Origin of the sequence: Mycolicibacter minnesotensis, from assembly GCF_010731755.1 — a bacterium.
GTDB lineage: Bacteria > Actinomycetota > Actinomycetes > Mycobacteriales > Mycobacteriaceae > Mycobacterium > Mycobacterium minnesotense.
In genome coordinates this window covers 2928362-2953704 of sequence record NZ_AP022589.1, presented here as the reverse complement: position 1 = coordinate 2953704, position 25343 = coordinate 2928362, and the positions used below count along the sequence as shown (strand labels likewise).

Below are 25343 nucleotides of genomic sequence, written 5' to 3'. Positions count from 1 at the left end.
CACCGCCGACGATTGGGGAAATCATGTCGCGCCTCCAGACGCTGTTCACCGCCACGCGGACCACCGCCGCCAAGGCCGCCGTCGCGGCCGGCTCGTCGGCCGTGCTGGTCTTCGGTGCCGTCGGCGGGGTAGCGATGGCCGACCCGGCTATCCCGTCGCTGCCGTTGCCCACCGCGGGGTTTCCTGGCCTGCCCGCCCTTGAGCAGCTAAGCCCGGTGATCCAGCAGGCCGCGGCCGACCCGGCAGGGGCGACCTCCCTGCTGATGGCTGCGGCCGCCGCGTTCACCGGAAACTCCAACGCGCCCGAAGGCTCGCGCCAGGTTGCCGACACGGTGGCACAGTTCGTTCAGGCACCGCCCGAGCACGTACCCACCGCCGGTTCAGCACCCGGGATGGTTGCCCACCTGCCCACCGGCGTCGACCCGGCCAAGTCCGTCGGGCCGGTTCCCCAGGCCGCGGTGAGCGCACCCGACGCCCTGCCCGCGCCCGCCGACGCCGTGGCGGTATCGCCCGAACTCGCCGAGGCCGCGGCCGCCGCGGTTGCCGCACCCGACGCGATGCCGACGGCCAACGCGGGCTTCGGTCCCGACGCCCCGCCGACCCAAGACTTCATGTACCCCTCGATCGGCCAGAACTGCCAGGACGACGGCGGCACGGTCATCGCCACCGCACTGTCGGTGGCCGGCCCGGCCACCATTCCGACCCCCGGCCCCAAGCCCGGACAGACGGCCTACGTCTTCACCGCGATGGGGACCCCCGGCCCGGCCGAGACGCAGAAGCTCCCGCTGAACGTGACGTGGGTGAACCTGACCACCGGCAAGTCCGGCAGCGCCACCCTGCAGCCCCGCACCGACATCAACCCCGAGGGGCCGACCACGCTCACCGCGATCGTCGACACCGGTTCGGGCAGCATCATGTCAACCATCTTCGGCCAGGTCAGCACCAAGACCCACCAGTGCAACTTCGTGCCCACCATCGGCTCGACGGTGGTGCCCTGACCGGCTGATTCTGGCGCCCCAATCCCGGTCCGAGCAGCGTTAGGGTGGTGTCCATGAGCGTCACTCGCAGGTCGACACCGTGGGCGTTGTTGATCGGCTTGGCCGCGATGGTGCTGCTGATGATCACCGGTTGCGCCGGTCAACGAGTGCCGTCGGACCCGATGGCGTCGGAGCGGATGACAGCCGGCGACGCGGTTTCCGCGCCGGCGCCGATGAGCCCGAAGATCCCGCAGAGTCCGCCAACAGACCGCGACGTCGTCACCACCGGCAGCCTGGACCTGACGGTGGCCGACGTCGCAGGATCGGTGGATCGGCTGATCGAGCTGACCACCAGCTTGGGCGGCCGGGTCGACGACCGCGCGCAGCGCACCACGTCCGGCCACCGCATTGCCGAGCTGACCGTACGGATTCCCTCACCGAAGGTCGATGAGTTTCTCGACGGGGCACAGCGTCTGGGCGACGTCTCGTCAGTCACGGTGCGCCACGACGATGTCACCAGCCAGCGGGTGGACCTCGACGCCCGAGTCGCCGCGTTGCAGACGTCGGTGGACCGCTTGACCACGCTGATGAAATCGGCCACCAGCACGGCCGATCTGCTGGAGGCCGAGAAGGAGCTGACGTCGCGACAGGCCGATCTGGACAGTCTGCGGGCGCAGCGCGCCCAGCTGGGTGACCAGATCAGCTATGCGACGCTGACCGTCTCGGTGGCTTCAGAGTTCGAGAAGCCGTCGGCCGGCTTCGTGGCGTCGGTGCGCCGCGGCTGGCACGCCCTGCTGTCGTTCACCGACGGCTTGATCGCCGTCGCCGGCTTCCTGCTGCCGTGGCTCCCGGTGATCGCGGCGGCCGCAGGTGTGGTGGTGGTCGCGCGCCGTCGTCGGCGGCGGCGTCAGTAGGCCATGAAGAGGATGGCGTCCCGGTCGTAGCTCATGCCGGGGTGCGCATCCGCGAGGTGCTTCTGGGTCAGGTCGACCAAGTTGTCCTCGTCCTTACCGACGATGGCCTCGCCACACGGACAGTTCAGGTGAGTTTTCACGTCGCCGCCTTTCCCTTGTTCTCCCGGTCGGCTTTCGCCGCCAACTTTTGGGCCTTCTTGGTGGAGCGCACCTGCTGCAACGACGCCTCATCCACGACATCGGCGATCGACAAGTGTGTTCCGGCCTCACCGTAGGCTCCGGCGGCCTGCCGCCACCCCGGTGGGGTCACCCCGTATTGCTTGCCGAGCAGTGCCAGAAAGATGCGGGCCTTCTGCTCACCGAAGCCCGGAAGTGCCTTGAGGCGTTTGAGCACCTCGGCGCCGTCGGGATCTCCGGCGGTCCACAACGCGGTCGTGTCGCCGCCATACTGCTCGGATACGGCTTTGGCGAGGGCTTGGACGCGGCCCGCCATCGAGCCTGGAAACCGGTGCACCGCAGGCTTTTCGGCGAACAGCGCCGCGAACTCTTCCGGGTCGCGACCGGCGATCTCGTGCGGGTCCAGCCCACCCATCCGGTCGGCGATCTTCTTCGGGCCGCCGAACGCGACTTCCATGGGGATCTGTTGAGAGGTGTCAACACGATTACGAGCAAGGCGGTCAGCTATTTTCTTGGGACCAGCAAAGGCCAATTCCATGGAAATCTGCTGATCAAGCAACATACCCGTGAGCAGGGCAAACGGATCGTTTGCTAGAAGCTCATCGGCCTCGGGATCTTGAGCGAGGCAGAGTTTTCGAGCCACCAAGTCACCGCCTCTCAATAGAAAGCAGACCGTTCAACGTCCGCCGGACACCGCCACGGGAGAGCGTAGCCGTGACCCACGCTCGATATGGACCTCGTAGAGGTACAAGTACGGTAACGGCTGTTGTCGAGAAAGTGCACCGGACGTAGCGCCTTGGACTCACCCTTTTCGGGATAGTCAGTAGAAGCAGAGGTTTCCCTGACGGTATTCGCTTTCGGGGATCTTCCGGACTTCCAGCTTGGCAGATCCCTTGGCGATTCCAACGAGAGTCACGCTGAAATACGACTCGACGTCGCCACGTGTAACTCCGTGAGCCACATACGTTTGAGCCGGTGACGGACTCATAGTGCATGACTGACTTCCAGACGTGAACGTCAGGCTGACGAAAGAGCTGGGGTAAACCGAACTCAGTCCAACCATGGCGTCACCACCCAAAACCGTTGCGGTTTGGCCCACAGACAGATCAACGTTCTCGGGCGGTCCTGTAGGAGCGGTGGGCGTCGGCATTGTTGTTGTTGGGCTGGTGGCGCTGGTGGTGCTGGTGGTTGTGGTCACCGAGCCCGAGACTGGGCTAGACGGTCGCCCGCCTAAGTCGGTCCCTACCGAATTATTCAAAGAGAGGACGGCGACAACTAAAGCAGCAACCGCAAAACCGTAGAGCACGCTTCTCGCTAGTCGTGAAGCCCGTGGGTAAGCCGCGTACGCGAGCGCGCCAGCCATAAGGAGAGATGTGAACACGGCTAGCGTGTTTCGCCCGTTGGCGAGGGAGGCAACTGTGCCCGCAGCGCCAGTGACCCCTAAGCCCCAGACCGCCACCGGATGGCGATGTAGGGGAGGTCGGGTATTCGATTCCTCGCTCACGGCTGCATCCTATGAAATGCGCGTATGCATTTTGCGGTCGCACCGTCACACAACAACTTGGATCAAGAAGACCCTTGCAGCATGCGGTACACCGCCATCTGCGGACTAACCGGAGTCTGCGCTACTTAATCGTTCCCGGGCAGATGGTCTGCTGAGCAATGCGGATCACGCTGGCCCCGTCACCGAATAGGGATGGGTACGACGCCAAGGTCTGCTCATAGCTCATCCCACCGCGAAGCCTGTTGCAAGATTCCAGGCCCATCAGCGGCAGGTTGTACCGCTGAAGGTTGTACATGCCGATGTCGATGTTCTGCTTGTTGATCTCGTCCACGAACTCGTCAACACCCGCGTGAACCGGTGAGGCAAGCAGGACGGCAGCGGGCACGGCCAGGGCGGCGAGTATCAGCTTCATGGACATAGTTCTACCTCAACGGACTGTTTAGTCTATCCTGCGAGCATGTCTAGCCCTCCTGGGGTAAGGAGTTATGCGCCGGAAGATTACGTCGCATGGGCTAATGCGCTGGCCGAGTTGATGGGCACGGACTGGCTGGCCGCACATACATCGCGTCCTCACAGAAGTCAGCACGTTATCGCATCGTGGCTAGCGCAGTATAAGAACACACCACCTGAGTGGCTTCACCGATCGCAGCAATTGCTACAGATCGGTGAACTGATGTCGAATATCCAAGCCCTGCAAAATTCCGGCACCCAAAATCTAGATACCCGCATCGATGATCTGCGACTGGATGACCCTGATCGGGTCGCAAGTGCTATTCACGAGATTCGGGTGGCTGCTGAGTATGCAAAAGCCGGGCATCGAGCATTCTTCATCCCGGAGGCAGGGGTTCAGACTCCCGATCTACTCATAGATGACTGCATGGAAGTTGAGTGCAAGCACAAGACTAGCGTCAGCTCGCGAGATAAAGCGCGGTTTGAGCTATATGGGATACTCAAGCGGAAGTTACGTGCCGTATTTCCGCGGCACATAGCCCACTCGACATTACTTCTGGAAGTTACATTTCACACCGAGCCGAACCGGGCCGCTATTGACCGAATTGCCTCAGCTGCCCGATTAGGTTTACGCAGCACCGAGCCCTCGAATTTCAGCGAGACCGATGAGGGGAATTATACGGCGCATTTTTCTATCCTCCCCGCCGGCGTTGGGCCAACTAGCCTGGTTCTACCCAGGGGAGTTACTGAATTTGATCAGCTTTCTACCGAGGCAGTCACCGTAGACGAGAACGGGACACTTCGCCGATTTATCAATGTCAATATCGCGTGCGAGGTTCGACAAGACCGGGTTAAAGGCGTCGTACGGTCGGTCAAATCTGCCGCTAGCCAGTTTTCCGGCCGCTACCCGGCGATTGTTTCTGTAGATATTTCAGCGATAACAATCGGCGGCGGAGAAGACGTACTAGCTCATCTCCGTGAGGATATACTTACTGCACTTAGAAGTCACTCAACAATATCCAGAGTAGAGTTACTGACGACGCAGCTCATCGGGGAAGTCGACAATCAGTGCTATTTCACATCAGTCGAAAAGATAGATAACCCCGATGCTCGTTTTCCAGAAATAGTTGAGATCACCTAACGCGCGTACGGTAAACCTATCTAAAGAATCCCTATCGCGCTCAGGCTAGAAGTTGATCGCGGCCAAAGCGGAGGTGATACACGGGGACTGGTTGCCGATGCTCAGACAGGTCGGAATCAGCCAAGCGCAGGCAAGCCACCTGATGCAGGTCAGTAGCAACGGTGCGATAGCAAATCAGTGCAATTCCACTAGGTTGAGAAGTATCAACACGATTACGGGCGAGCCTCTCGGCGATCTTCTTTGGTCCAGCAAATGCCCGTTCCATCGATATCTGCTGATCAAGCAACATACCTGTTAGCAAAGCAAACGGATTTTTCGCCAGCAGCTCGTCGGCCTCGGGATCTTGAGCGAGGCAAAGTTTTCGAGTCACCACGCCAACCTCTCGACACCGCGGACGATCTACGTCCGCACTACACCACCATCGGAGAGCGTAACCACGGAATCGGGGGCCGCGGAGCAAGGGCCGCGAGTTCAACATCCGGGCCGGATAACCGGGAGCGTTAGAGGACTCGGATAGCCCTGTGCGTTCCCGAAACCCCAGCAGGCCGCCGACGCCGACTCAGCGAGTGGACTCTGAGGAAGATCGTTTGCTGGGCCGTGGATGTGGACAGTTGCTGAGGCGAAAAACGACACGCCAAAACACAAGCCCTTGTGCGCACCAAGACTGTCACCCACTAGCTGTAGCGTTACCGCCTGGAGAGTTCCGCGATCTCGACGGATAGCCGGAGCTGAATTGTAACGTCGACCGAAGGGGTGTCAGCATGACTGATCTACCGCCTACCAAACCGTTGGACGGACTAATCACACAGTTCAGGTCCACTGTCAACAGCTTCCTGGACAGAGAAGATTTCGCGGTTGAACCGCCAGTGCCGACGCGCAGAATCCCCGTGCTGCAAGTTTTCAAGCGACAGTTTAGTAAGGCACACCTGGTGTGGAGCAATGCAGAGCCGAGGCTCAGACGACAACTGCAAGAAATTTCCGCACTAGGCTCGGCGATTGTCGAGATCGCCGATGACCAATTCATCGTTGGGCCGGTAAGGGAAGTGATGCAGCGGGCATCGGAGGAGCAAACCGACCTCAGTCGTATTACCGATCAGATGGGTCAGGCTGATTCGAATGGCGCTACCGTGCTGCTGATTTTCAAGAGGACGGGCTTCGAGATGCGGACGGAGCTACGGCGCAAAGCCATCACTGCTGCGTTGGATTCATTGACGGCTTACTACGTGCTCCAGATGCCGCCGCGCGAGCCTGACGACCCAGCCTCGTAGGGCAGGCTGGTGAAAGACACCCCTGGCCACGGTGGCCGGGGGTGTTCTCCTAGGTAAGGCCAGTTCTACTTGATCGTCTCCGGGCAGATGGTCTGCTGGGCAATACGGATCACGCTGGCACCGTCACCGAACACTCCGGGGTATGAGGCGAGGGTCTGCTCGTAGCTCATCCCCCCTCGCAAACGGGTACAGGCTTCAAGCCCCATCAACGGGAGGTTGTGTCGTTGGAGGTTTGCCATACCGATGTCGACGTTCTGCTTGGTGATCTCGTCTACGAACTCATCCACTCCCGCAGACGCCGATGGAGCAAGCAAGACAGCGACAGGTACCGACATGGCAGCTAGTAGCATTCTCATGGACAATGTTCTACATCACCGGAGCGACAGGCTCTTATTGGTTCGGTCGAGCGACAGCTAGAAACCAGAAGCGTGACAGACAGAACACTTGAGATAGGAAGACCACCCCACATTGCTAGTGAACCCATCCCTTGAGAACGGTGCAGTTTTCGCGGGATTTCGCATCATTCGACAACTCGGCTCCGGCGGGATGGGAGAGGTTTACCTCGCCGATCACCCACGATTGCCGCGCCAAGAGGCACTGAAGATTCTCTCGAGGTCATTTGCGTCGGACGCGGAGTACCAGAAGCGATTCCAGCAGGAAGCAGAGCTGGCTGCCGCGTTGTGGCACCCCAATCTGGTAGCCCTTCATGACCGAGGAGAAGCCGATGGGCGGCTATGGATCTCAATGGACTACATCGACGGCCTCGACACCGCGGAGTTGATACGCACACAGCATCCAGCAGGCATACCCGTACTGCACGTCACCGAAATAGTCACGGCGGTCGCTTCCGCCTTGGACTACGCGCACCAGTCCGGGATGCTGCACCGGGATGTCAAGCCAGCCAATATCTTGTGCGGACACCCACGACCCGGTGGGCAGCGCATCGCATTAGCCGATTTCGGCATTGCCCGCGCAATCAGCGATCCATCCGGTCTGACAGCTACAAATATGACCGTAGGGACAGTCGCCTACGCGGCCCCCGAACAGTTACTGGGCGAAGCGATTGACGGTCGCGCCGATCAGTACGCCTTGGCTGCGACCGCATTTCATTTGCTCACCGGCTCAGCGCCGTACCAGAGCACCAACCCTGTCGCTGTCATCAGCCAGCACCTGACTGCCACCCCACCCAAACTTAGCGATTTACGGCCCGAGTTGGTCGCGCTCGATAACGTATTCGAAAAGGCGCTAGACAAGAATCCTGACCGGCGCTACTTGGATTGCGATGCTTTCGCGCGAGATTTCGCACGAAATGCACTAGGAGCGCCCATAGCTGCCGAGGCCACTCTGGCGGCCCTGCCGGCCGCCACGTTGGCCGACGCTGCGCCAACACAGGCCGGGGAGTTCCCCGGAGCCGTTCCATCGTCTTCATCGTCCGATTCACAGCCATATGACGCAATAGCAAAACGTCGAGCGGTATGGATTGCGGGGGGTGTTGCCGCAGCCGTGGCTATAGTCGGCGGCACTTGGACTGTGTCCCGCCTATCAGCCGACCATCACAGCGGTGAACCCGGTTCGTTCCTTATAGGAGCCGAAAGGCCCTCAGCAGCCCCGGCACCTGGTCCGAGAACGGCGCAGACTGCCGCAGAAGCGATCCAAGCAGCAATCCCAGAAGTAACCACCCTGATCGCCCTGACTGAGGACAACGACACCAACAACCTGATCGGGCGCCCAAACGGTTACGTCGCGGCAACCGTTCTTGTCGACACACGCGTCTCAAATGTAAACCCGTGTTCCATCGCTGACGCAGGCGTCGATTGCGGCGCGACTGTCGAGCAATGGCCAGATGAGAATGCTGCGCAGAAGCGCGCCGAGTACATACAACAAGTGCGAGCGACCGTGCCTTTAGTAGGCCAGGAGTGGACCACGGTTAAAGACAGCCTCGTCCTCCGAGTCACAGGGGAACTCAAGCCTTCTGACGCCGAGGCGTACAAAACTGCGTTCATTGGCTCGGCGAACACTACGGACATGGCGCCGAACTCGAAGGAAGCACTCGAAGCCGCAGCTCATCGACTCGACATGCTAGCTTCGCAGGGGGATGCGGCTGGCGCCTACGCTTTATACTCACAACGCTGCAAAATTATCATCGGCAACCTTGAAGACTTCAGATCGATACTTGAAATATTCTTCAAGGACCGAAATCCGAAATACGTAAGCGCCACCGCAAACATCAATGGTTCGCATGGCCAAGTCGTTTCAATCGATGAAGACCCCAGCGCACCTGCAGACTCAATGAATCCACGAACATGGACGTTCATCGACGGCCGCTGGCAATTCGATAACTGCTCAAAGAGCATTTGGCCCAAGTAGGTAGCTTCGCGCTGACCGGACTCTGTAACCCGTACGCGTTCCCGCCGACGCATTACAGCCCGGTCGGGGATACGGGGGTGGGGATGCCCCCCAGGGCCTTGGGGTCACCCCAACGAACCGTGACGGGGCGCAGATAGGTCGCACCGCCTCGCATATCGCCGCGCCGCGCCACCCGCGGGCCAGTCAACTGACGTCGCACGGTAGGCAGTCGCAAAGCCCCCTAGCGTCCACGCTGCGTAACGAATGTCAATCTGGGGCACCCCGGAGTTCGACACCTACATGGAAGGCTTGGAGCGCAACGGGTTCAACCTGAACCCCGACACCGCATGGCGCCTGGCCCACCAGTCCTGCGAGGGTGGCCTGCCGGGCTACATCGGGTTGGAACTCGCCGCGCAGGGGGTCGTCGGTCCGGCCGCGAACCAACGGGCGATGGATGTGGCCCGCAAGTACGCCTGCCCGGTGCAGTAGCTATCCGCTCTTGCGGCGAAACTCCCGGCGGCTCTCCAGCGGTCCGTGCGACCGCGACTGCTTGGCGCCGCCGTCCTTGTGGTCCGAGCCGCCCGCCGACTGCGCCTTCTTACGCTCCAGCGCCTCGCGGAACTTGCGCTTGTTCTCGTCTGCGGCTGAATCTGATTCGGGCATACCGGGGAGCCTAGCCCAGCGCGCCGCGAACCGACGGGAGATGCTTCAGCGCACGCCCGGCGGCATGCCATAGAGGTGGTGGATCGGCAACGTCAGCAGCACCCGGCGATCGGTCACCATCGCCTCGCGGTACTCATCCCAGTCCGGGTGTTCGCCGGCGATATTGCGGTACAACGCAATCAGCGCCTCGACGGTGGCATCGTCGGGCGCGGCAGCCGGCGGCGTCAGCTGGGCATCACCCTCGGCCACCGCATAGGACCAGCCGTCGTCTGCACTCACCAGAAGTGACGCGCGGGGGTCACGCCGCAGATTGCGGGTCTTGGCCCGCGGCTCGGTGACCGAGATCTGCACCTCGAGGGAACGCGGATCAAAGTGGTAAGACACGTTGGACAGTTGGGGGCGTCCGTCACGTTTGACCGTGGCCAGAACGCCGAGAGAGTTCCCGCTGATCACTGCCAGCAACTTGTCGTCGAATACCTGGCGTCCCATGTCCGAAGCCTACCGACGCCACGGGTGATTACCCTCGTACTTCCACCGATTGGAGCCCACCTCATGACTCGGTATGCGCTGTTTCTGCGCGGCGTGAACGTCGGCGGAGTCAACCTGAAGATGGCCGACGTCGCCGAGACCCTGACCGCCGCCGGTTTCAGCGCGGTTCGCACACTGCTCGCCAGCGGCAACGTACTGGTGGACTCGTCGGCCAAGGCCGCTGCGGTGCGGGCCACCGCCGAGTCGACGTTGCGGGAGCGATTCGGCTATGAGGCCTGGGTCTTGGTGTACGACGTGGCGAAGCTGCGCGACATCGTGGCGGCGTTCCCCTTCGAGGCGGAGGTCCCCGGCCTGCACTCCTATGTCACGTTCATCGCTGACGACGCGGCGTGGACCGACCTGTCCGTGCTCGCCGAGAACTCCGAGGAGACCATCGCTGTCGGCGACGGGGTGATCTACTGGCAGATCCCCAAGGGCGACACCCTGTCCAGCATCGTCGGCAAGACGATGGGCAACAAGCGGCACAAGTCGACCACCACCACCCGCAACCTGCGCACCCTGAGCAAAGTGCTGCACGCCGCCGACCCCCGGTAAGGTCGCACAGGTGAGCCAGGCACAGAAAGTCACCCTGACCGGCGTCTCCGAGACCGCGTTGCTGACGTTGAATGCGCGGGCCACCGAAGCCCGCCGTTCCGACGGGATCATCGACGACCCGATGGCGATCGAACTGGTCGACTCCATCGACTTCGACTTCGCGAAGTTCGGGCCCACCCGCCAGGACATCGCGCTGCGCGCCCTGGCCTTCGACGAGCAGACCCGTCAGTACCTGAGCCAGCACCCGTCGGGCACGGTGGTCGCCCTGGCCGAAGGATTGCAGACCAGCTTCTGGCGAGTGAGCGCGAGCGTTCCCGACCCCGGATTCCGCTGGCTCACCGTCGATCTGCCCCCGATCGTCGACATCCGTACCCGACTGCTGCCGTCGTCACCGCAGATTTCGGTGTGCGCCCAGTCGGCCTTGGATTACAGCTGGATGGACCAGGTGGACCCGGACAAAGGCGCATTCATCAGTGCCGAGGGCCTGCTGATGTACCTGCAGCCCGAGCAGTCGCTTGGACTGATCGCCGAGTGCGCTCGCCGTTTCCCGGGCGGTCGCATGCTGTTCGACGTGCCGCCTCCGCTGCTGGCGATGCTGATGCGGCGCGGAATTCGGACCTCGCTGCGCTACAAGGTCCCGCCGATGCCGTTCAACCTGTCGGTGAACGAGGCCGCCGATCTGGTGAACACCATGCCCGGTATCCGGGCGGTTCGGGATCTGCAGTTCCCGCCCGGTCGCGGGTGGTTGTTCAACAGCGTGCTGGCCAGTGCCTATCGGCTGCCTTTCCTCGCTCCCGTCCGCCCGTCACTGACGCTGCTCGAATTCGGCTAGGCACCACCGGGGCTGGCGAAGGCCGCATCGAGATAGCGCTGCGCTTCGGGCTTGCCCAGGCCGACCGCGCGTGCGGCCGCAACGAAGGCGCTTGCGGCCTGGGTCATGGTGGCCTCGGCCGGGTCACTGCTGGCCACGAATGTGCCGAACCGGCCCCGCGTTTCGACGACGCCGCCGGCCTCCAGTTCGCGATAGGCCCGCGCGACGGTGTTGACCGCCAGGCCCAGCTGACCGGCCAGGTCGCGCACGGTGGGCAGCCGGGTTCCCGCCGGCAGCGATCCGGTACGCACCGCCTCGATCAGCGCGAACCTGATCTGCTCGAACAGCGGCGCGTCTGACGGTACGTCGGGTTTCAGCAGGTGCGCGAAGTCCATGCGGCCAGTATCCCGCTATGTTGGTGGCGTGCGGGTGGCGGTGTTCAGCGGTGCAGGGATCTCAGCAGAGAGCGGGATACCGACCTTCCGCGATGACGAGAAGGGGTTGTGGTCGCAGTACGACCCCTATGAGGTGTCCAGCATCGATGGCTGGAACCGGCAGCCGGAACTGGTCTGGGGCTGGTACACCTGGCGCTGCCAGCTGGCCCGACGCTACGAACCGAACCTGGGGCATCGCGCCATCGCGGACTGGGAGAACCACGTCGACGACGTCACGGTCATCACCCAGAACGTCGACAATCTGCACGAGCGCGGCGGCAGCTCGGCCGTTCACCATCTGCACGGCCGGATGTTCACGTTCCGCTGCTCGGATTGCGAACAGCCGCACGACACGCAGCTGCCCGACCTGCCCGAACCGGTGCTCGAGATCATGCCGCCGTCGTGCGAATGCGGCGGTCTGATCCGCCCGGATGTGGTCTGGTTCGGCGAACAGCTTCCCGACGAACCGTGGAATGCCGCGGTCGAGGCCGTCGACGCCGCCGACGTCCTGATCGTGGTGGGAACGTCCGGGGTGGTCTATCCCGCTGCCAGCCTGCCCGAACGGGCGCTGGAATTGGGCAAGACCGTGGTCCAGGTGAATCTGGAACCCACGCCGCTGTCGGAGCGGGCCACGGTGTTCCTGCAGACGTCCGCCTCGGCGGCACTGCCGGGGATGGCCCAGCGGTTGCGTTTCCTGGTGGACTGACCGGCCTCAGGCCGGGCGGCTTGCCGAACCCAACGCAAATTCCGACACCGGCAGCGGCGCCCACGCCGGGAACTGGTGGCCGCGCCGCGACGCCGTCACCGCGAACCCAGCCGCGGTGATCGCCTGCTCGGTGTCGCGGTGGGTGTGGCAGTTGCCGAACAGACGCGGCCAGAAGGTGGCGTCGGCCACCCGCTGCAGTCCGCCTCGCAGGCCGGGGCTGGCGACATGTTCGAAGTAGCGCAGCTCTCCCCCGGGCTTCAGCAAGGTGTAGAGCTGGCGCAGCACGTCCTGGGGACGGTCCACCGAGCACAGCACCAGGGAGCACACGATCGCGTCGAACGGCTCCCCGGCGTCGAGGGCCTCGACGGTGCTGGCCACCACGGTGACCGGTACCGGCGCCGCTGCCGCGGCAATCAGCGCGGCATCGCGTAGCTGAGATTCAGGTTCGGCTGCCACCACCTCGGTCACAGTCTCGGGATAGAAGGCGAAGTTGCTTCCGGTGCCCGCGCCGACCTCCAGAACCCGCCCGCTCAAGCCCGCGAGGTTCTCCCGGCGCCGATCGCGCAGCCAGTCGGTCTCGTGGCTCGACATGAACGTCCAAATCCGGGCGAATAGCGGGTTGTCCAGGGTGTCCGGTGCAGTCATGGCTGCCACCCTAGCCCCGGCGGCGGACTCGGGCGCGCGCCGTCTCACGAGGGCGCCGGCAAAACGCTACCCGTCAGTAGCATTGCCACCATTTCCCCAATCGTGACTCAAAGATTCCTTAATAGTGACCCTTAAGCTCAGTCTCATGTGGATCGATGACTCCAGTGCCGACGTAATCAAAGTTGATTTCGAGGCCCTCTACCACGGCGATTTTCTCGTCGAGGGCGACACCTCGGAGCAGTTCGAAAGCCTGCACTCGCTGGCCAGCTGATTGATCGGTGCCGCGCGAGCGGCACCGATCACGGTCACGCTGTTGCATGGCGACGGCAGCCCCATCTCGGTGGGCCGCCTTCCTTCAGTCATCCCATTTCTCTGACATTTCCTCGTCGGCCCGGCCGTGCCGTGAGCCAACGGTGTCCAAGACGACGTCCAACGTGCAATCAGGCCGGAGAATCCGTAGATTCTCCGGCCTGATTGCACGTTCGGCGCAGGTAGCGCCTAAGCCACCCTGGTCAGGCGACGTTCTCCTCGTCGTCGTCCTCGACCATGTTGCCCAGGCGTCCGAGGATGATCTCCTCGGCCTCCGACACCATCCGCGATACCAGCTCATCGCAGGTGGGGATGTCGTTGATCAGGCCCATCGCGGTGCCGACGGTCCAGATGCCGGCGTCCACGTCACCTTCGTCGAAGACGCGGCGGCCGCGCACGCCGGCCACCAGCTCTTGAACGTCGGGGAACTGACCGCCGTTCTTGAGGATCTCGACCACCTCGCGCGACACCTGGTTGCTGGCCACTCGCGCGGTGTTGTGCAGCGACCGGAAGATCAGTTCGGTGCCACGCTCGTCACCGGCGACGATCGCTTCCTTGACGTTCTGGTGGATGCAGGACTCCACCGTGCACATGAAGCGTGAACCCATGTTGACGCCGTCGGCTCCCAGCGCCAGCGCCGCGACCAGGCCGCGAGCGTCGGCGAAACCCCCGGAGGCGATCATCGGGATCTCGATCTGAGCCGCCGCGGCCGGGATCAGGACCAGGCCGGGAACGTCGTCTTCGCCGGGGTGCCCGGCGCACTCGAACCCGTCGATGCTGATGCCGTCCACACCCAGGCTCTGCGCCTTGACCGCATGCCGGACCGAGGTGCACTTGTGCAGGACCTTGATCCCGTTGTCGTGAAACATCGGCAGGTGCGGCGCCGGGTTGGAGCCGGCGGTCTCGACGATCTTGATGCCGGCGTCGACGATCACCTGGCGGTACTCGTCATACGGCGGCGGGTTGATCGCCGGCAGGATGGTCAGGTTCACGCCGAACGGCTTGTCGGTCAGGTCCCGAGTCTTGGCGATCTCGTTGGCCAGATCCGCCGGCGTCGGCTGCGTGAGTGCGGTGAGGAACCCCAGCGCACCGGCGTTGGCCACGGCCGCCACCAGTTCCGCGCGCCCCACCCACTGCATGCCGCCCTGGGCGATGGGGTGCTCGACCCCGAACGTCTCGGTGAACTTCGTTGTAATAGCCATAAGGACTCCTAGCTCTGCTTGATGCTCTTCGCGCAAGCGCTCATCGGGGGGCCATCCGGATGGCACCGTCGAGGCGGATGACCTCGCCGTTGAGCATCGGGTTGTTGATGATGTGCTCGGCCAGCGCGCCGTACTCGTCGGGGTCGCCGAGCCGCGACGGGTGCGGCACCTGCGCGCCCAGCGACTTCTGCGCCTCCTCGGGCAGCGAGCCCAGCAGCGGGGTCTTGAACAGGCCCGGCGCGATGGTGCACACCCGGATCAGGTCGCGCGAGAGGTCACGCGCGATCGGCAGGGTCATGCCGACCACACCGCCCTTGGACGCCGAGTAGGCGGCCTGCCCGATCTGACCCTCGAACGCCGCCACCGAAGCGGTGTTGATGATGACCCCACGCTCGCCGTCGATCGGCTCGGTCTTGGCGATCCGCTCGGCCGAGAGCCGCAGGACGTTGAAAGTGCCGATCAGGTTCACCTGAATGATCTTGGTGAAGGCATCCAGCGGGAAGGCGCCGTCTTTGCTCAGCGTTTTGATCGCGTTGCCGATGCCGGCGCAGTTGACGTTGATCCGCACCGGTCCCATGGACTCAGCGACGTCCAGTGCAGCGGTCACGGCCTCGGGGTCGGCCACATTGGCCTCCACGAAGCGGGCCCGGTCGCCGAGCTCCTTGACGGTGTCCTCACCCCTGAGGTCGATCACCACGACCTGTCCGCCGGCGTCCAGCAGGCGCTTGGCTGTCGCCAAACCCAATCCGGAAGCACCGCCGGTGACAACGGCTACCGCGTCCTTGATCTGCACTCTCTTGGCCCCTCTCAATCCCAACCGTCTGGTTGGTCGGGACTATACCCAGTCGTTCAGGATGGTCTCGTTGTCGGCTCCCAGAACGGCCGGCGGCGTGGGGACCTCGGGAGCGGTTCGAGAGAACCGCGGCGCCGGCATCGGCTGCAGATAGCCGTTGACGTCGTAGAAGGTGTCACGTTCGGCGATGTGCGAATCGGCCTCAACCTCGCCGAACGCCAGTACCGGTGCCACGCAGGCATCCGAGCCGGCGAACACCGCGGTCCAGTGATCGCGGTCGTGGGCGGCGAACGCCTCGGTGAGAGTGGCCCGCAACTGGGGCCAGCTGGTCACGTCGTTCTGCGCCGGCAACGCCGCGGGATCCAGCTCCAGCTTGGCCAGCAGTTCGGCGTAGAACTGCGGCTCGATGGCACCGACCGACACGTACCGCCCATCGGAGCATTCGTAGGTGTCGTAGTAGGGCGCTCCGGTGTCGAGCATGTTGACCCCACGCTCGTCATTCCACATGCCCTGAGCACGGAAGCTCCACATCATGGCCGACAGCACGCTGGCCCCGTCGACCATCGCCGCGTCGATCACCTGCCCCTTGCCCGAGGTCTGACGTTCCCACAGCGCAGCCAAGATGCCGACCAGCAGGAACATCGACCCACCACCGAAGTCGCCGGCCAGGTTCAGCGGCGGCACCGGCTTCTCGCCGTTGCGGCCGATCGCGTGCAGCACGCCGGTGATCGAGATGTAGTTGATGTCATGGCCGGCCTGCTGGGAACGCGGACCGGATTGGCCCCAGCCGGTCATCCGGCCGTAGATCAGCCTTTCGTTGACCTTGGCGCAGTCCTCGGGACCCAGGCCCAGCCGCTCGGTGACGCCCGGGCGGAAGCCCTCGATCAGCACATCGGCGTTGGCCACCAGCGCCAGCACCAGATCGCGCCCTTCCGGCGACTTCAAGTCGGCGGTCACCGAACGCCGGTTGCGCAGCATGGCGTCCTTGCTGGGTCCACCACCGAACTTCGGCTGCCGATCCACGCGGACCACGTCGGCGCCCAGGTCGCCCAGGATCATCGCCGCGTGCGGCCCCGGTCCGATCCCGGCCAGTTCGATGACCCGCAGCCCCGCCAGTGGTCCCGCCATATCTGCCTCCTCGTCGAATGCCTGTGTGTTCTGCATCCTAGGGTGAGGGCCATGACTGCAATCGACTCCGGCATCGACACCCTCGCAGCGGTGGCAGGCCTGTCCGTCGCCCTGACCGACGGGGTGCTCTCGGTGACCATCGACCGCCCCGACAGCCTCAACTCGGTGACCACCGGAGTGCTGGCCGGGATCGCCGACGCCATGGAGGCTGCCGCCCGCGACCCCCGGGTGCGGGTGGTGCGGTTCGGCGGCGCGGGTCGCGGCTTCTGTTCGGGAGCCGGGATCAGCGCCGAGGATGCGACCGACGAACTGGCGACCGAGATCATCATCGAAGCCAACCGGGCGATCCGGGCGATGGTCGCGCTGCCCAGGCCGATTGTGGCCGTGGTGCAGGGCCCGGCGGCTGGCATCGGCGTATCGCTGGCGCTGGCCTGCGACCTGATCGTGGCCTCCGAGAAGGCGTTTTTCCTGTTGGCGTTCACCAAGATTGGGCTGATGCCCGACGGCGGCGCTTCGGCGCTGGTCGCCGCGGCCATCGGCCGGACACGCGCCATGCGGCTGGCCCTGCTGGCCGAACGACTCTCGGCCGCCGACGCATTGGAGTGGGGACTGATCAGCGCGGTGCACCCGGCCGAGGAGTTCGACGCCGAGGTGGACAAGCTAATGGCCAGCCTGCTGGCCGGACCCGCCGCAGCCTTGGCCAAGACCAAGCACGCCATCAACACCGCGACCCTGACCGAACTCGATGCCACGCTGGACCGCGAATACGTCGGACAGTCGGTTCTGTTGAACTCCCACGACTTCCGCGAAGGCACCCGGGCGTTTCAGGAGCGACGCTCCCCCCACTTCACCGACAACTGAGGTTCGGGGCAGCAGGCGGTTCGCGCTAGAGCCCGAAGATCGGCGGCAACGCCACAACCATCATCAGCCCCCACACCATGTGGGTGATCACCGGCGCCAGGATGCCACCGGTGGCGCGGCGTTCGATGGCGCAGACGGTACCGAGCACCAGCGCAGCCAGTCCCACCATGAGGTTGCCTGCGGTCATCATCGCCGCGACGTAGAGCAGGGTGGAGAACACCATCGGGGAGCGGCGACCGAACGCGCTGAATAGGGCGCCGCGGAAGAACAACTCCTCGGCGATCGCGTTGACCAGCGCGATCACCACCACCAGCCGCCAGGACACCTCGGTGGTGTAGGTCAGGATCGCGACCACCTGATTGGCCAGCAGCGGAATGTCTTGAACCGCAAGCCCGCCGAGCAGGAAAACGGAACCGAGCACCAGACCCACGCCGGTACCGGTGAACACCGGCCGCTCGTTGCGCCCCCGGAACCTCAGCACGCCCAGGTGCAACGGTCCGGCCGCGACCGCACCCACCGTCCAGACTGCGGCCAATACCAGCGACAGCCAGTAGAACGCCGGGTCACCCGGCAGCTTGCTGTGCATCAGGCTGAGCACCGCGGCACCGATCACCACCACGATCCCGACCACGACCCGGCGGCGCTGCACCACTGCCCGTGGTTCGTGATAGGGCGGTGCGACTTTGGTGACGATTTTGGTGATCTCGCGCAGCAGGCCAGGACGGACTGGACTGATCTGGGTCATACGAGACGTCCCCTCAGCGGCGGGTTGAGCACGTCCCTTGAACGTAGCGGCCCAAGTGCCGCCGGTGGCGCAAATGGGCTAGTTCGCCCGATGTAGTTCCCTCAACAGCCCATAACCGACCGCGTTGTACCGGTTGTTGTCGACTTCGGCGTCGCTGAGTTCGCGCCGCACTTTGCCCGGCACCCCCGCCACCAGCGATCGGGGCGGCACCACCATGCCCTGCGGGATCACCGCGCCGGCGGCGACGAGCGACCCCTCGCCCACCACCGCACCGTTGAGCACGATCGCCCCCATCCCGATCAGACAGCCATCGCCGATGGTGCAGCCATGCAGCACGGCGTTATGCCCGACGCTGACGTGTTCGCCGACTCGGCAGGGAAAGTCCTTGTCGACGTGGATGGTGACCCCGTCTTGGATGTTGGACTCGGCACCGATCTCGATCGGTTCGACCTCGGCGCGCAGCGTCGCCGAATACCAAACGCTGGCCCCGGCGGCCAGGCTGACCTGGCCGATCAGGGTCGCGTTGGGTGCCACCCATGACTGGGCGTGCCGCTGCGGAACAAAGTCCCCGATCGAGATGATCAGTGGCTCAGGCACGCCGCTCAACGTGCCTTCCACACCGGCGCGCGCTTCTCGGCGAACGCCCGGGGTCCTTCCTTGGCATCCTCGGACCGAAGCAGGGTGGAGAACTCGCGTCCGGTCCTGGCCCAGCCCGCCACCTCGTCGGTGATGACGCCGTCGTCGACCCCGTAGGCGATCCGCTTGCTGGCCTGCACCGACAACGGTGCATTGCCGGTGATGCGTTCGGCCAGCTCCAGCGCTGCTTCGAGGGCTTTGCCGTCCTCGACCACCCGGTTGACCAATCCCCACTGGGCCGCGTCGGCCGCGGAGATCGGGTCCCCGGTGTAGAGCAGTTCGAGGGCAACCTTGCGGGGCAGCTGGTCGACGATGCGGAACACGCCGCCCGCCCCGGCGACCAGACCCCGCTTGACCTCGGGCAGCCCGAACTGGGCCCGCTGCTCGGCGATCACCAGGTCGCTGGCCAGCGCCAACTCGGTCCCGCCACCGAGTGCGGTGCCGTTGACCGCGGCGATGGTGGGCTTGTCGATGAAGTGCTGCACGTAACCGGCGAAGCCCCACTCCGGGTGTTCGGGGTGGAAGATGTTCTCCCGGTTGGCGATCGCCTTGAGGTCGGCTCCGGCGCTGAAGGACTTGTCGCCGGCGCCGGTGAGCACCACCGCGCGAACCTCGTCGTCGGCCTGCGCCTGTGCCAGTGCGTCACCGATGCCGGCGCTCACGGCGCCGTTGATGGCGTTGCGGGCGTCGGGCCGGTTGATCGTGATGAGCAGGACGTTTCCGCGCCGCTCTACCAGAACGGCCCCTTCACTCACAGCAGCTCCAGCACTCACAACAGCTCCAGAATGGTCGCGTTGGCCTGGCCGCCACCCTCACACATGGTCTGCAGTCCGTAACGAATTCCGTTGGCGCGCATGTGGTAAAGCATGGTGGTCATGATCCGGGCGCCGGATCCGCCGAGCGGGTGGCCCAGTGCGATGGCTCCACCGTTGGGGTTGAGCCTGGCGGGGTCAGCACCGATCTCGGCGAGCCACGCCATGGGCACCGGAGCAAAGGCCTCGTTGACCTCGAACACCCCGATGTCGTCGACACTGAGCCCCGAGCGCTTCAGCGCCTTCTGGGTGGCCGGGATGGGCCCGGACAGCATCATCACCGGGTCAGACCCGGCCAGTGACGCGGTGTGCACCCGCGCCAGCGGGGTCAGTCCCAGTTCCTTGGCTTTTTCCGCCGACATGAACAGCAACGCGGCCGAGCCATCCGAGATCTGGCTGGAGTTGCCGGCGTGGATCACGCCGTCCTCTTTGAAAGCCGGCTTGAGCTGGGCCATCTTCTCCAGGGTGGTGCCGCGGCGAATGCCCTCGTCTTCGCTGACGACATTGCCCTCGGAGTCGGTGATCGAGACGATCTCGTCCTTGAAGGCACCGGCGTCTTGGGCGTTGCCGGCCTTTTCGTGCGACGCCAGCGCGAACTCGTCGAGCGCGGTGCGGCTCAGGCCCCACTGGGTGGCCATCATCTCGGCGCCGATGCCCTGGTTCGGCGTCTGGCTGTAGCGCGCCTTGAAGGAGTCGCCGTACGGCCGGCCGCCGTTGGCCAGCGACGAACCCATCGGAGTGCGCGACATCGACTCGACGCCACCGGCGACGACGACGTCGTAGTGTCCGGCCACCACACCGGCCGCGGCGAAGTGCACCGACTGCTGGCTGGAACCGCACTGGCGGTCCACCGTCACCGCGGGGACGCTCTCGGGCCAGCCCGCGCTCAGCACGGCGGTACGGCCGATGTCGAGAGCCTGCTCACCGGCCTGCATCACACAGCCCCAGATCACGTCGTCGACCAGCGCCGGGTCCACACCGGCCCGGGTGACCAGACCGTTGAGCACCTGGGCAGACAGCTCGGCCGGGTGCACCCCGGACAGTCCGCCGTTGCGCTTGCCGACAGGCGCGCGCACCGCTTCGACGATGACGGCTTCAGCCATGGGTGCTCCTTAGTTTGTTCGCGGTTTGTTGCCTCGATTGTCAACCGGGCCACTCGGCGCTTGTCAGCGGGGGTCACTCCGGGCCTCACGTACCGTCGAATCCATGGCACGCATCGTGATCATCGGCGGCCACGGCAAAATCGCCCTGCTGCTCGCCCCGCTTCTGACTCAATCCCGCCACCAGGTCAGTTCGGTGTTCCGCAATCCCGACCACGCGCCGCAGGTGGCGGCCACCGGCGCGGTCCCTGTGGTGGCCGACATCGAGCAACTCGACACCGGCGGGTTGAGCCGCCTGCTGGCCGACCATGACGCGGTGGTGTTCTCCGCCGGTGCCGGTGGCGGCAATCCGGCCCGTACCTATGCCGTGGACCGTGATGCCGCGATGCGCACCGTCGACGCCGCCGCGCAGTCCGGCGTTCGACGGTTCGTGATGGTGTCCTACTTCGGAGCCGGCCCCGATCACGGTGTGCCCGAAGGCGATTCCTTTTATCCGTACGCGCAGGCCAAAGCCGCCGCCGACGCCCATCTGCGTGCCACCGACTTGGATTGGACGGTGCTGGGTCCGAGCCGGCTCACCGCGGAGCCGGCGACCGGCCGGATCGCCGTCGGCCCCGACACCGGCAAGGCGCAGGTTTCCCGCGGCAACGTCGCGTTAGCGATCGCGGCCTGCCTGGCTGACGACGCGACCATCGGCCGCACCATCGAATTCAATGACGGCCCCACCCCGATCCCGGAGGCACTCGCCGGCGGCCCGGCCGAGTAATCTCGATCACGCAACTGGTCTGCCGTTGCCGCAGTAGTCGCGGCCTCGGCATCGAGCGCAACACGGTGTGTGTGGAGCGCGAGAGGGAACCCGGTGAGAATCCGGGACTGTCCCGCAGCGGTATGCAGGAACGACCGCCGTCATAAGCACTGGTCATGGGTTCGCCCGACTGGGAAGCGACGGCCATTAGGAGCACCTCGGTGCGCGCCTGCGAGTCCGAATACCTGCCTGTTGTGCTGGGCGCGCCGCGCCCGGCGGATCAACGCCTCGCGGAATAGGCGTCTGGTTTTGAGGGTTGTGGTGCTTTATATAGGCACGGGACCGGATCAGCTGGACGACTGCTGGCGTTGACCCACCCTCGTCAATCGAAGGACCACATCGTGACCGCTCAACCCTTTACCGCCACCGTTCTCGGCACACCGCGCATCGGACCTCGCCGCGAACTCAAGCGAGCCACCGAGAGTTACTGGGCCGGCCGGATCGGCCAGGACGAACTGAAAAAGGTGGCCGCCGGCCTGCGCCGCGACACCTGGGCGCAACTGGCCGCCGCCGGACTGGACTCAGTGCCGGTGAACACCTTCTCCTACTACGACCAGATGCTCGACACCGCGGTGCTGCTGGGCGCTCTGCCCGCCCGCGTGGCCGGTGTCTCCGACGAGCTGGACCGCTACTTCGCCGCGGCCCGGGGCAATGCCGACATCGCCCCGCTGGAGATGACGAAGTGGTTCGACACCAACTACCACTACATCGTTCCCGAGATCGGTCCCGACACCACGTTCGCCCTGAACCCGGCCAAGGTGCTCTCCGAGCTCACCGAAGCCAAGGAACAAGGCGTCAACGCGCGGCCGGTAATCATCGGACCGGTCACCTTCCTGCTGCTGAGCAAGGCCGTTGACGGCGCCGCGGCGCCCATCGAGCGGCTCGACGAGCTGACCGACGTCTACGCCGAACTGCTGGGCCAGCTGGCGCAGGCCGGCGCGCAGTGGGTCCAGATCGACGAACCGGTGCTGGTCACCGACATCTCCGCCGACGCCCCCGCGCTGGCCGAGCAGGTCTACAACCGTCTGGGCGCACTGACCAAGCGGCCGGCGATCTTCGTGGCCACGTACTTCGGTGACCCCGGCGAAGGATTGGCGGCGCTGGCTCGTACCCCGGTCGAGGCCATCGGCGTTGACCTGGTCTACGGCCCCGACACCAAGATCGCGTCGGTGCCGGAGTTGGCCTCCAAGACCTTGGTCGCCGGTGTGGTCGACGGCCGCAACATCTGGCGTACCGACCTGCAGGCCGCACTGGCCAAGCTGGCGAGCCTGCTGGGTTCAGCCGAGGCGGTGGCTGTTTCTACGTCGTGCTCGACACTGCACGTGCCCTACTCGCTGGAGCCCGAGACCGGTCTGGACGACGCACTGCGCAGCTGGCTGGCGTTCGGCGCCGAGAAGGTGGCCGAAGTCGCCACCCTGGCACGCGCCCTGCGTGACGGGCGGGACGCCGTGGCGCAGGAGATCGCCGCGTCCAACGCCGCGGTGGCCTCCCGCGAGTCCGACCCGCGCCTGAACAACGCTGAGCTGCGCGCGCAGATCGCCGAGATCCGGTCGGCCGGCGTCCAGCGCGGTTCGGCGCAGGCCCGCCGCGCCGCCCAGGACGAGCGGCTACACCTGCCGCCACTACCGACCACCACCATCGGCTCGTTCCCGCAGACCGTGGAGATCCGCAAGGCCCGCGCCGCGCTGGTGGCCGGGGAGATCGACGACGCCGAGTACACCAACCGGATGAAGTCCGAAGTCGCCGCCGTCATCAAGCTGCAGGAAGACCTCGGCCTCGACGTGCTGGTGCACGGCGAGCCCGAGCGCAACGACATGGTGCAGTACTTCGCCGAGCAGCTGGAGGGCTTCTTCGCCACCAGCAACGGCTGGGTGCAGTCCTACGGCAGCCGCTGCGTGCGTCCGCCGGTGCTGTTCGGTGACGTCACGCGGCCCAACCCCATGACCGTCGACTGGGCCACCTACGCCCAGTCGCTGACCGACAAGCCGGTCAAGGGCATGCTCACCGGGCCGGTCACCATCCTGGCCTGGTCGTTCGTCCGTGACGACCAGCCGCTTGCCGACACCGCCTATCAGGTGGCGCTGGCGATTCGCGAAGAGACCGTGGACCTGGAGGCGGCCGGTATCGCGGTGATCCAGGTCGACGAGCCGGCTCTGCGCGAGCTGCTGCCGGTGCGCGACGCCGACAAGGCGGCGTACCTGGATTGGGCGGTGGGTTCGTTCCGGATGTCGACCTCGGGGGTGTCCGACGCGACGCAGATTCACACCCACCTGTGCTACTCGGAGTTCGGCGAGGTGATCGGCGCGATCGCTGATCTGGATGCCGATGTCACCTCGATCGAGGCGGCCCGTTCGCACATGGAGGTGCTCGACGACCTCAACGCGATCGGCTTCTCCAACGGAGTCGGCCCGGGTGTCTACGACATCCACTCGCCGCGGGTGCCCAGCACCGAGGAGATGGCGGCGTCGCTGCGTGAGGCACTGGGTGCCGTTCCGGCGCAGCGCCTCTGGGTCAACCCGGACTGCGGCCTGAAGACCCGTAAGCCCGACGAGGTGAACGCGTCGTTGGCCAACCTGGTTGCCGCCGCCAAGGACGCCCGCACCGGCCTGTGACCGTCTGACATGTTGCGCCCCAGAGCTTTTCTGGGGCGCAACATGTCCGTTCCGATGAGATACGGAGTTCCCTGGTGCCGCTGAACACCATTGCACTGGAATTAGTGCCGACCAACACCGATCGCGGGCCTGAGCACGCTCGCGAAGAGGCCTTCAAGGTCCTGCGACTGTCCGAGCAGGCGGGTATCGCCGGCCGGATCAGCCACGTGATGATTCCCGGGTTGATCGCCGAAGACGACGATCGGCCGGTCGAGATGGTCCCCAAACTCGACGTCGCCGATTTCTGGTCGGTGATCCGTCCCGAACTGCCCGGCGTACGCGGACTGTGCACGCAGGTGACCGCATTCCTCGACGAGGCGGACCTGCGGACGCGACTCGCGGGCCTGCGCCAGGCCGGATTCGACGGAATAATCTTCGTCGGTGTCCCCCGCACGCTGAACGACGGCGAGGGCAGCGGAGTCGCACCCACCGACGCCTTGTCCAAATTCGACGATCTCGTGGACAACCGGGGAGTCATCCTCATCCCGACCCGCGACGCCGAGCAGGGGCGCTTTGCCTTCAAATGCGACCGGGGTGCCACGTTCGGGATGACGCAGCTGCTCTATTCGGATGCCATCGTGGGATTCCTCCGCGACTTCGCCCACGTCAGTGACCACCGGCCCGAAGTTCTGTTGTCGTTCGGCTTCGTGCCGAAGATGGAGTCCAAGGTGGGACTGATCGATTGGCTCATCCAGGACCCGGGGAACGAGGCGGTCGCCGCCGAGCAGGACTTCGTGCGGAAATTGGCCGCAGGCGAACCCGATGCCAAACGTCGTCAGCTACTCGATCTGTACAAGCGGGTCATCGATGGTGTGGCCGAGCTGGGCTTCCCGTTGAGCCTGCACTTCGAGGCTCCCTACGGCATTGCGAAGCCGGCATTCGACACCTTCGCCGAGATGCTCGCCTACTGGTCGCCGCGCTCCTGAAACCGCCTCGAAACCGTCTGCAACGCAGAGCATTCACCGGCATTTCAAGTCGGGTCTCGGCGGCGTTCAGCCGCCCGCCGCTTACCGGCCCTACGGTCGGTGGCGAAGGGGAGTAGTTCCTACCCGCCACACCGGTGGCGGATGTGAATGGTCGTCAATACGGCGGGTCGCCTCGCCCGGTCATTCAGCGGACCCAGGACTTTCGCGAGCGAGACCTTCGGACGATTCACCATGTCGACCGAAGGTTCCGCGCGCT

General features: G+C 64.8%; 28 protein-coding genes, 2 pseudogenes and 1 riboswitch. Of the genes and pseudogenes, 14 read left to right on the top strand and 16 right to left on the bottom strand.

Translation table 11 applies throughout. The features are described 5' to 3' along the window. Positions 1-23 precede the first annotated feature (23 nt). Together G6N09_RS13770 and G6N09_RS13765 are read left to right on the top strand one after the other, a co-directional pair. Entirely contained in the window at positions 24-998 is a 975-nt protein-coding gene (locus G6N09_RS13770; protein ID WP_083027164.1) for an Rv1157c family protein, read from the top strand. Between the two features lie 53 nt (positions 999-1051). Beyond that, entirely contained in the window at positions 1052-1891 is an 840-nt protein-coding gene (locus tag G6N09_RS13765; protein ID WP_083027165.1) for a DUF4349 domain-containing protein, read from the top strand. Here G6N09_RS13765 and G6N09_RS13760 read toward each other — a convergent pair. From G6N09_RS13760 to G6N09_RS13750, 3 genes are all read right to left on the bottom strand, one after another. Continuing rightward, positions 1885-2031 (bottom strand): DUF1059 domain-containing protein, encoded by a 147-nt coding sequence (locus G6N09_RS13760; protein WP_083027166.1) that lies wholly within the window; start codon positions 2029-2031, stop codon positions 1885-1887. The two genes, G6N09_RS13765 and G6N09_RS13760, sit on opposite strands and share 7 nt — an antisense overlap. Continuing rightward, positions 2028-2711 carry an HhH-GPD-type base excision DNA repair protein gene (locus G6N09_RS13755; protein WP_083027167.1) on the bottom strand — a complete coding sequence of 228 codons (684 nt, stop codon included), beginning with the start codon at positions 2709-2711 and terminating at the stop codon, positions 2028-2030. The genes G6N09_RS13760 and G6N09_RS13755 overlap by 4 nt, the downstream gene beginning before the upstream one ends. Positions 2712-3693: 982 nt before the next feature. After that, entirely contained in the window at positions 3694-3984 is a 291-nt protein-coding gene (locus G6N09_RS13750; RefSeq protein ID WP_163752797.1) for a DUF732 domain-containing protein, read from the bottom strand. Between the two features lie 45 nt (positions 3985-4029). On the opposite strand from G6N09_RS13750, the gene G6N09_RS13745 reads away from it, so the two are divergent. After that, on the top strand, positions 4030-5163 hold the full coding sequence (locus G6N09_RS13745; protein ID WP_133053099.1) for a hypothetical protein: 1134 nt from the start codon (positions 4030-4032) through the stop codon (positions 5161-5163). A gap of 220 nt (positions 5164-5383) precedes the next feature. Here the strand turns inward: G6N09_RS13745 and G6N09_RS13740 are convergent. After that, positions 5384-5533 (bottom strand): annotated as a pseudogene (locus tag G6N09_RS13740) (HhH-GPD-type base excision DNA repair protein); the annotation flags it as partial. A gap of 391 nt (positions 5534-5924) precedes the next feature. Between G6N09_RS13740 and G6N09_RS13735 the strand changes: the two are divergent. After that, positions 5925-6431 (top strand): hypothetical protein, encoded by a 507-nt coding sequence (locus tag G6N09_RS13735; protein WP_083027169.1) that lies wholly within the window; start codon positions 5925-5927, stop codon positions 6429-6431. A gap of 65 nt (positions 6432-6496) precedes the next feature. Here G6N09_RS13735 and G6N09_RS13730 read toward each other — a convergent pair whose 3' ends face one another. Next, positions 6497-6718 carry a DUF732 domain-containing protein gene (locus G6N09_RS13730; protein WP_220096724.1) on the bottom strand — a complete coding sequence of 74 codons (222 nt, stop codon included), beginning with the start codon at positions 6716-6718 and terminating at the stop codon, positions 6497-6499. Between the two features lie 187 nt (positions 6719-6905). Between G6N09_RS13730 and G6N09_RS20455 the strand changes: the two are divergent. Then, positions 6906-7811, top strand: a pseudogene (locus tag G6N09_RS20455) (serine/threonine-protein kinase); the annotation flags it as partial. A gap of 1230 nt (positions 7812-9041) precedes the next feature. Further along, positions 9042-9266, top strand: a complete 225-nt coding sequence (locus tag G6N09_RS13720; protein WP_083027172.1) for a DUF732 domain-containing protein — start codon at positions 9042-9044, stop codon at positions 9264-9266. On the opposite strand, the gene G6N09_RS13715 is transcribed toward G6N09_RS13720, so the two are convergent. Both G6N09_RS13715 and G6N09_RS13710 read right to left on the bottom strand, forming a co-directional pair. Beyond that, on the bottom strand, positions 9267-9440 hold the full coding sequence (locus tag G6N09_RS13715) for a DUF5302 domain-containing protein (protein ID WP_109558992.1): 174 nt from the start codon (positions 9438-9440) through the stop codon (positions 9267-9269). 45 nt (positions 9441-9485) lie between these two features. Beyond that, on the bottom strand, positions 9486-9929 hold the full coding sequence (locus G6N09_RS13710; protein WP_083027173.1) for a PPOX class F420-dependent oxidoreductase: 444 nt from the start codon (positions 9927-9929) through the stop codon (positions 9486-9488). Between the two features lie 63 nt (positions 9930-9992). On the opposite strand from G6N09_RS13710, the gene G6N09_RS13705 reads away from it, so the two are divergent. Both G6N09_RS13705 and G6N09_RS13700 read left to right on the top strand, forming a co-directional pair. Then, positions 9993-10523, top strand: coding sequence for a DUF1697 domain-containing protein (locus G6N09_RS13705; RefSeq protein WP_083027174.1), 531 nt, complete (start codon positions 9993-9995; stop codon positions 10521-10523). Between the two features lie 10 nt (positions 10524-10533). Next, the gene (locus G6N09_RS13700) at positions 10534-11355 is read left to right on the top strand and encodes a class I SAM-dependent methyltransferase (protein WP_083027175.1); all 822 of its coding nucleotides are present in this window, start codon (positions 10534-10536) and stop codon (positions 11353-11355) included. Here the strand turns inward: G6N09_RS13700 and G6N09_RS13695 are convergent. Beyond that, positions 11352-11729: an Rv1152 family transcriptional regulator gene (locus G6N09_RS13695; protein WP_083027176.1), complete on the bottom strand. Its 378-nt coding sequence runs from the start codon at positions 11727-11729 to the stop codon at positions 11352-11354. The two genes, G6N09_RS13700 and G6N09_RS13695, sit on opposite strands and share 4 nt — an antisense overlap. Before the next feature lie 28 nt (positions 11730-11757). Between G6N09_RS13695 and G6N09_RS13690 the strand changes: the two genes are divergently transcribed. After that, positions 11758-12474, top strand: coding sequence for an SIR2 family NAD-dependent protein deacylase (locus G6N09_RS13690; protein ID WP_083027177.1), 717 nt, complete (start codon positions 11758-11760; stop codon positions 12472-12474). Between the two features lie 6 nt (positions 12475-12480). On the opposite strand, the gene G6N09_RS13685 is transcribed toward G6N09_RS13690, so the two are convergent. Then, positions 12481-13119, bottom strand: a complete 639-nt coding sequence (locus G6N09_RS13685; RefSeq protein WP_083027178.1) for a class I SAM-dependent methyltransferase — start codon at positions 13117-13119, stop codon at positions 12481-12483. Between the two features lie 145 nt (positions 13120-13264). Between G6N09_RS13685 and G6N09_RS20335 the strand changes: the two genes are divergently transcribed. Next, on the top strand, positions 13265-13390 hold the full coding sequence (locus G6N09_RS20335; RefSeq protein ID WP_109370879.1) for a hypothetical protein: 126 nt from the start codon (positions 13265-13267) through the stop codon (positions 13388-13390). 241 nt (positions 13391-13631) lie between these two features. Here G6N09_RS20335 and G6N09_RS13680 read toward each other — a convergent pair whose 3' ends face one another. From G6N09_RS13680 to G6N09_RS13670, 3 genes are read right to left on the bottom strand one after another with little or no spacing between them, the layout of a single operon-like run. Then, positions 13632-14630, bottom strand: coding sequence for an NAD(P)H-dependent flavin oxidoreductase (locus G6N09_RS13680; RefSeq protein WP_083027179.1), 999 nt, complete (start codon positions 14628-14630; stop codon positions 13632-13634). A gap of 40 nt (positions 14631-14670) precedes the next feature. Continuing rightward, positions 14671-15423 carry a 3-hydroxyacyl-CoA dehydrogenase gene (locus G6N09_RS13675; RefSeq protein WP_046190422.1) on the bottom strand — a complete coding sequence of 251 codons (753 nt, stop codon included), beginning with the start codon at positions 15421-15423 and terminating at the stop codon, positions 14671-14673. A gap of 42 nt (positions 15424-15465) precedes the next feature. Further along, positions 15466-16551, bottom strand: coding sequence for a CaiB/BaiF CoA transferase family protein (locus tag G6N09_RS13670; protein ID WP_083027194.1), 1086 nt, complete (start codon positions 16549-16551; stop codon positions 15466-15468). 51 nt (positions 16552-16602) lie between these two features. Here G6N09_RS13670 and G6N09_RS13665 point away from each other — a divergent pair, with 51 nt between their 5' ends. Beyond that, the gene (locus tag G6N09_RS13665) at positions 16603-17412 is read left to right on the top strand and encodes an enoyl-CoA hydratase (protein ID WP_083027180.1); all 810 of its coding nucleotides are present in this window, start codon (positions 16603-16605) and stop codon (positions 17410-17412) included. Positions 17413-17437: 25 nt separating this feature from the next. On the opposite strand, the gene G6N09_RS13660 is transcribed toward G6N09_RS13665, so the two are convergent. From G6N09_RS13660 to G6N09_RS13645, 4 genes are all read right to left on the bottom strand, one after another. Then, positions 17438-18157, bottom strand: a complete 720-nt coding sequence (locus G6N09_RS13660; protein WP_083027181.1) for a CPBP family intramembrane glutamic endopeptidase — start codon at positions 18155-18157, stop codon at positions 17438-17440. A 78-nt stretch (positions 18158-18235) separates the two neighbouring features. Further along, the gene (locus G6N09_RS13655) at positions 18236-18754 is read right to left on the bottom strand and encodes a gamma carbonic anhydrase family protein (protein WP_083027195.1); all 519 of its coding nucleotides are present in this window, start codon (positions 18752-18754) and stop codon (positions 18236-18238) included. Between the two features lie 5 nt (positions 18755-18759). Next, entirely contained in the window at positions 18760-19548 is a 789-nt protein-coding gene (locus tag G6N09_RS13650; protein ID WP_083027182.1) for a crotonase/enoyl-CoA hydratase family protein, read from the bottom strand. A 14-nt stretch (positions 19549-19562) separates the two neighbouring features. After that, positions 19563-20708 carry a thiolase family protein gene (locus tag G6N09_RS13645; RefSeq protein ID WP_083027183.1) on the bottom strand — a complete coding sequence of 382 codons (1146 nt, stop codon included), beginning with the start codon at positions 20706-20708 and terminating at the stop codon, positions 19563-19565. 103 nt (positions 20709-20811) lie between these two features. Here G6N09_RS13645 and G6N09_RS13640 point away from each other — a divergent pair, with 103 nt between their 5' ends. The 3 genes from G6N09_RS13640 to G6N09_RS13630 all read left to right on the top strand — a co-directional run bounded on the left by G6N09_RS13640 (position 20812) and on the right by G6N09_RS13630 (position 25087). Beyond that, the gene (locus G6N09_RS13640) at positions 20812-21471 is read left to right on the top strand and encodes an SDR family oxidoreductase (protein WP_083027184.1); all 660 of its coding nucleotides are present in this window, start codon (positions 20812-20814) and stop codon (positions 21469-21471) included. Positions 21472-21516: 45 nt separating this feature from the next. After that, a riboswitch (cobalamin riboswitch) is annotated at positions 21517-21717 on the top strand. A gap of 134 nt (positions 21718-21851) precedes the next feature. Beyond that, positions 21852-24122: a 5-methyltetrahydropteroyltriglutamate--homocysteine S-methyltransferase gene (metE, locus tag G6N09_RS13635; protein WP_083027185.1), complete on the top strand. Its 2271-nt coding sequence runs from the start codon at positions 21852-21854 to the stop codon at positions 24120-24122. A gap of 74 nt (positions 24123-24196) precedes the next feature. Beyond that, on the top strand, positions 24197-25087 hold the full coding sequence (locus G6N09_RS13630) for a mycobacterial-type methylenetetrahydrofolate reductase (protein WP_083027186.1): 891 nt from the start codon (positions 24197-24199) through the stop codon (positions 25085-25087). Positions 25088-25343: the final 256 nt, after the last annotated feature.

What these genes read in the sequence shown, in the direction of transcription:
- G6N09_RS13770 (WP_083027164.1), top strand. Translation starts at nt 24, where the DNA reads ATGTCGCGCCTCCAGACGCTGTTCACCGCCACGCGGACCACCGCCGCC.
- G6N09_RS13765 (WP_083027165.1), top strand. Translation starts at nt 1,052, where the DNA reads ATGAGCGTCACTCGCAGGTCGACACCGTGGGCGTTGTTGATCGGCTTG.
- G6N09_RS13750 (WP_163752797.1), bottom strand. Translation starts at nt 3,984, where the DNA reads ATGAAGCTGATACTCGCCGCCCTGGCCGTGCCCGCTGCCGTCCTGCTT.
- G6N09_RS13745 (WP_133053099.1), top strand. Translation starts at nt 4,030, where the DNA reads ATGTCTAGCCCTCCTGGGGTAAGGAGTTATGCGCCGGAAGATTACGTC.
- G6N09_RS13735 (WP_083027169.1), top strand. Translation starts at nt 5,925, where the DNA reads ATGACTGATCTACCGCCTACCAAACCGTTGGACGGACTAATCACACAG.
- G6N09_RS13720 (WP_083027172.1), top strand. Translation starts at nt 9,042, where the DNA reads ATGTCAATCTGGGGCACCCCGGAGTTCGACACCTACATGGAAGGCTTG.
- G6N09_RS13715 (WP_109558992.1), bottom strand. Translation starts at nt 9,440, where the DNA reads ATGCCCGAATCAGATTCAGCCGCAGACGAGAACAAGCGCAAGTTCCGC.
- G6N09_RS13710 (WP_083027173.1), bottom strand. Translation starts at nt 9,929, where the DNA reads ATGGGACGCCAGGTATTCGACGACAAGTTGCTGGCAGTGATCAGCGGG.
- G6N09_RS13705 (WP_083027174.1), top strand. Translation starts at nt 9,993, where the DNA reads ATGACTCGGTATGCGCTGTTTCTGCGCGGCGTGAACGTCGGCGGAGTC.
- G6N09_RS13695 (WP_083027176.1), bottom strand. Translation starts at nt 11,729, where the DNA reads ATGGACTTCGCGCACCTGCTGAAACCCGACGTACCGTCAGACGCGCCG.
- G6N09_RS13685 (WP_083027178.1), bottom strand. Translation starts at nt 13,119, where the DNA reads ATGACTGCACCGGACACCCTGGACAACCCGCTATTCGCCCGGATTTGG.
- G6N09_RS20335 (WP_109370879.1), top strand. Translation starts at nt 13,265, where the DNA reads ATGTGGATCGATGACTCCAGTGCCGACGTAATCAAAGTTGATTTCGAG.
- G6N09_RS13680 (WP_083027179.1), bottom strand. Translation starts at nt 14,630, where the DNA reads ATGGCTATTACAACGAAGTTCACCGAGACGTTCGGGGTCGAGCACCCC.
- G6N09_RS13670 (WP_083027194.1), bottom strand. Translation starts at nt 16,551, where the DNA reads ATGGCGGGACCACTGGCGGGGCTGCGGGTCATCGAACTGGCCGGGATC.
- G6N09_RS13665 (WP_083027180.1), top strand. Translation starts at nt 16,603, where the DNA reads ATGACTGCAATCGACTCCGGCATCGACACCCTCGCAGCGGTGGCAGGC.
- G6N09_RS13660 (WP_083027181.1), bottom strand. Translation starts at nt 18,157, where the DNA reads ATGACCCAGATCAGTCCAGTCCGTCCTGGCCTGCTGCGCGAGATCACC.
- G6N09_RS13645 (WP_083027183.1), bottom strand. Translation starts at nt 20,708, where the DNA reads ATGGCTGAAGCCGTCATCGTCGAAGCGGTGCGCGCGCCTGTCGGCAAG.
- G6N09_RS13640 (WP_083027184.1), top strand. Translation starts at nt 20,812, where the DNA reads ATGGCACGCATCGTGATCATCGGCGGCCACGGCAAAATCGCCCTGCTG.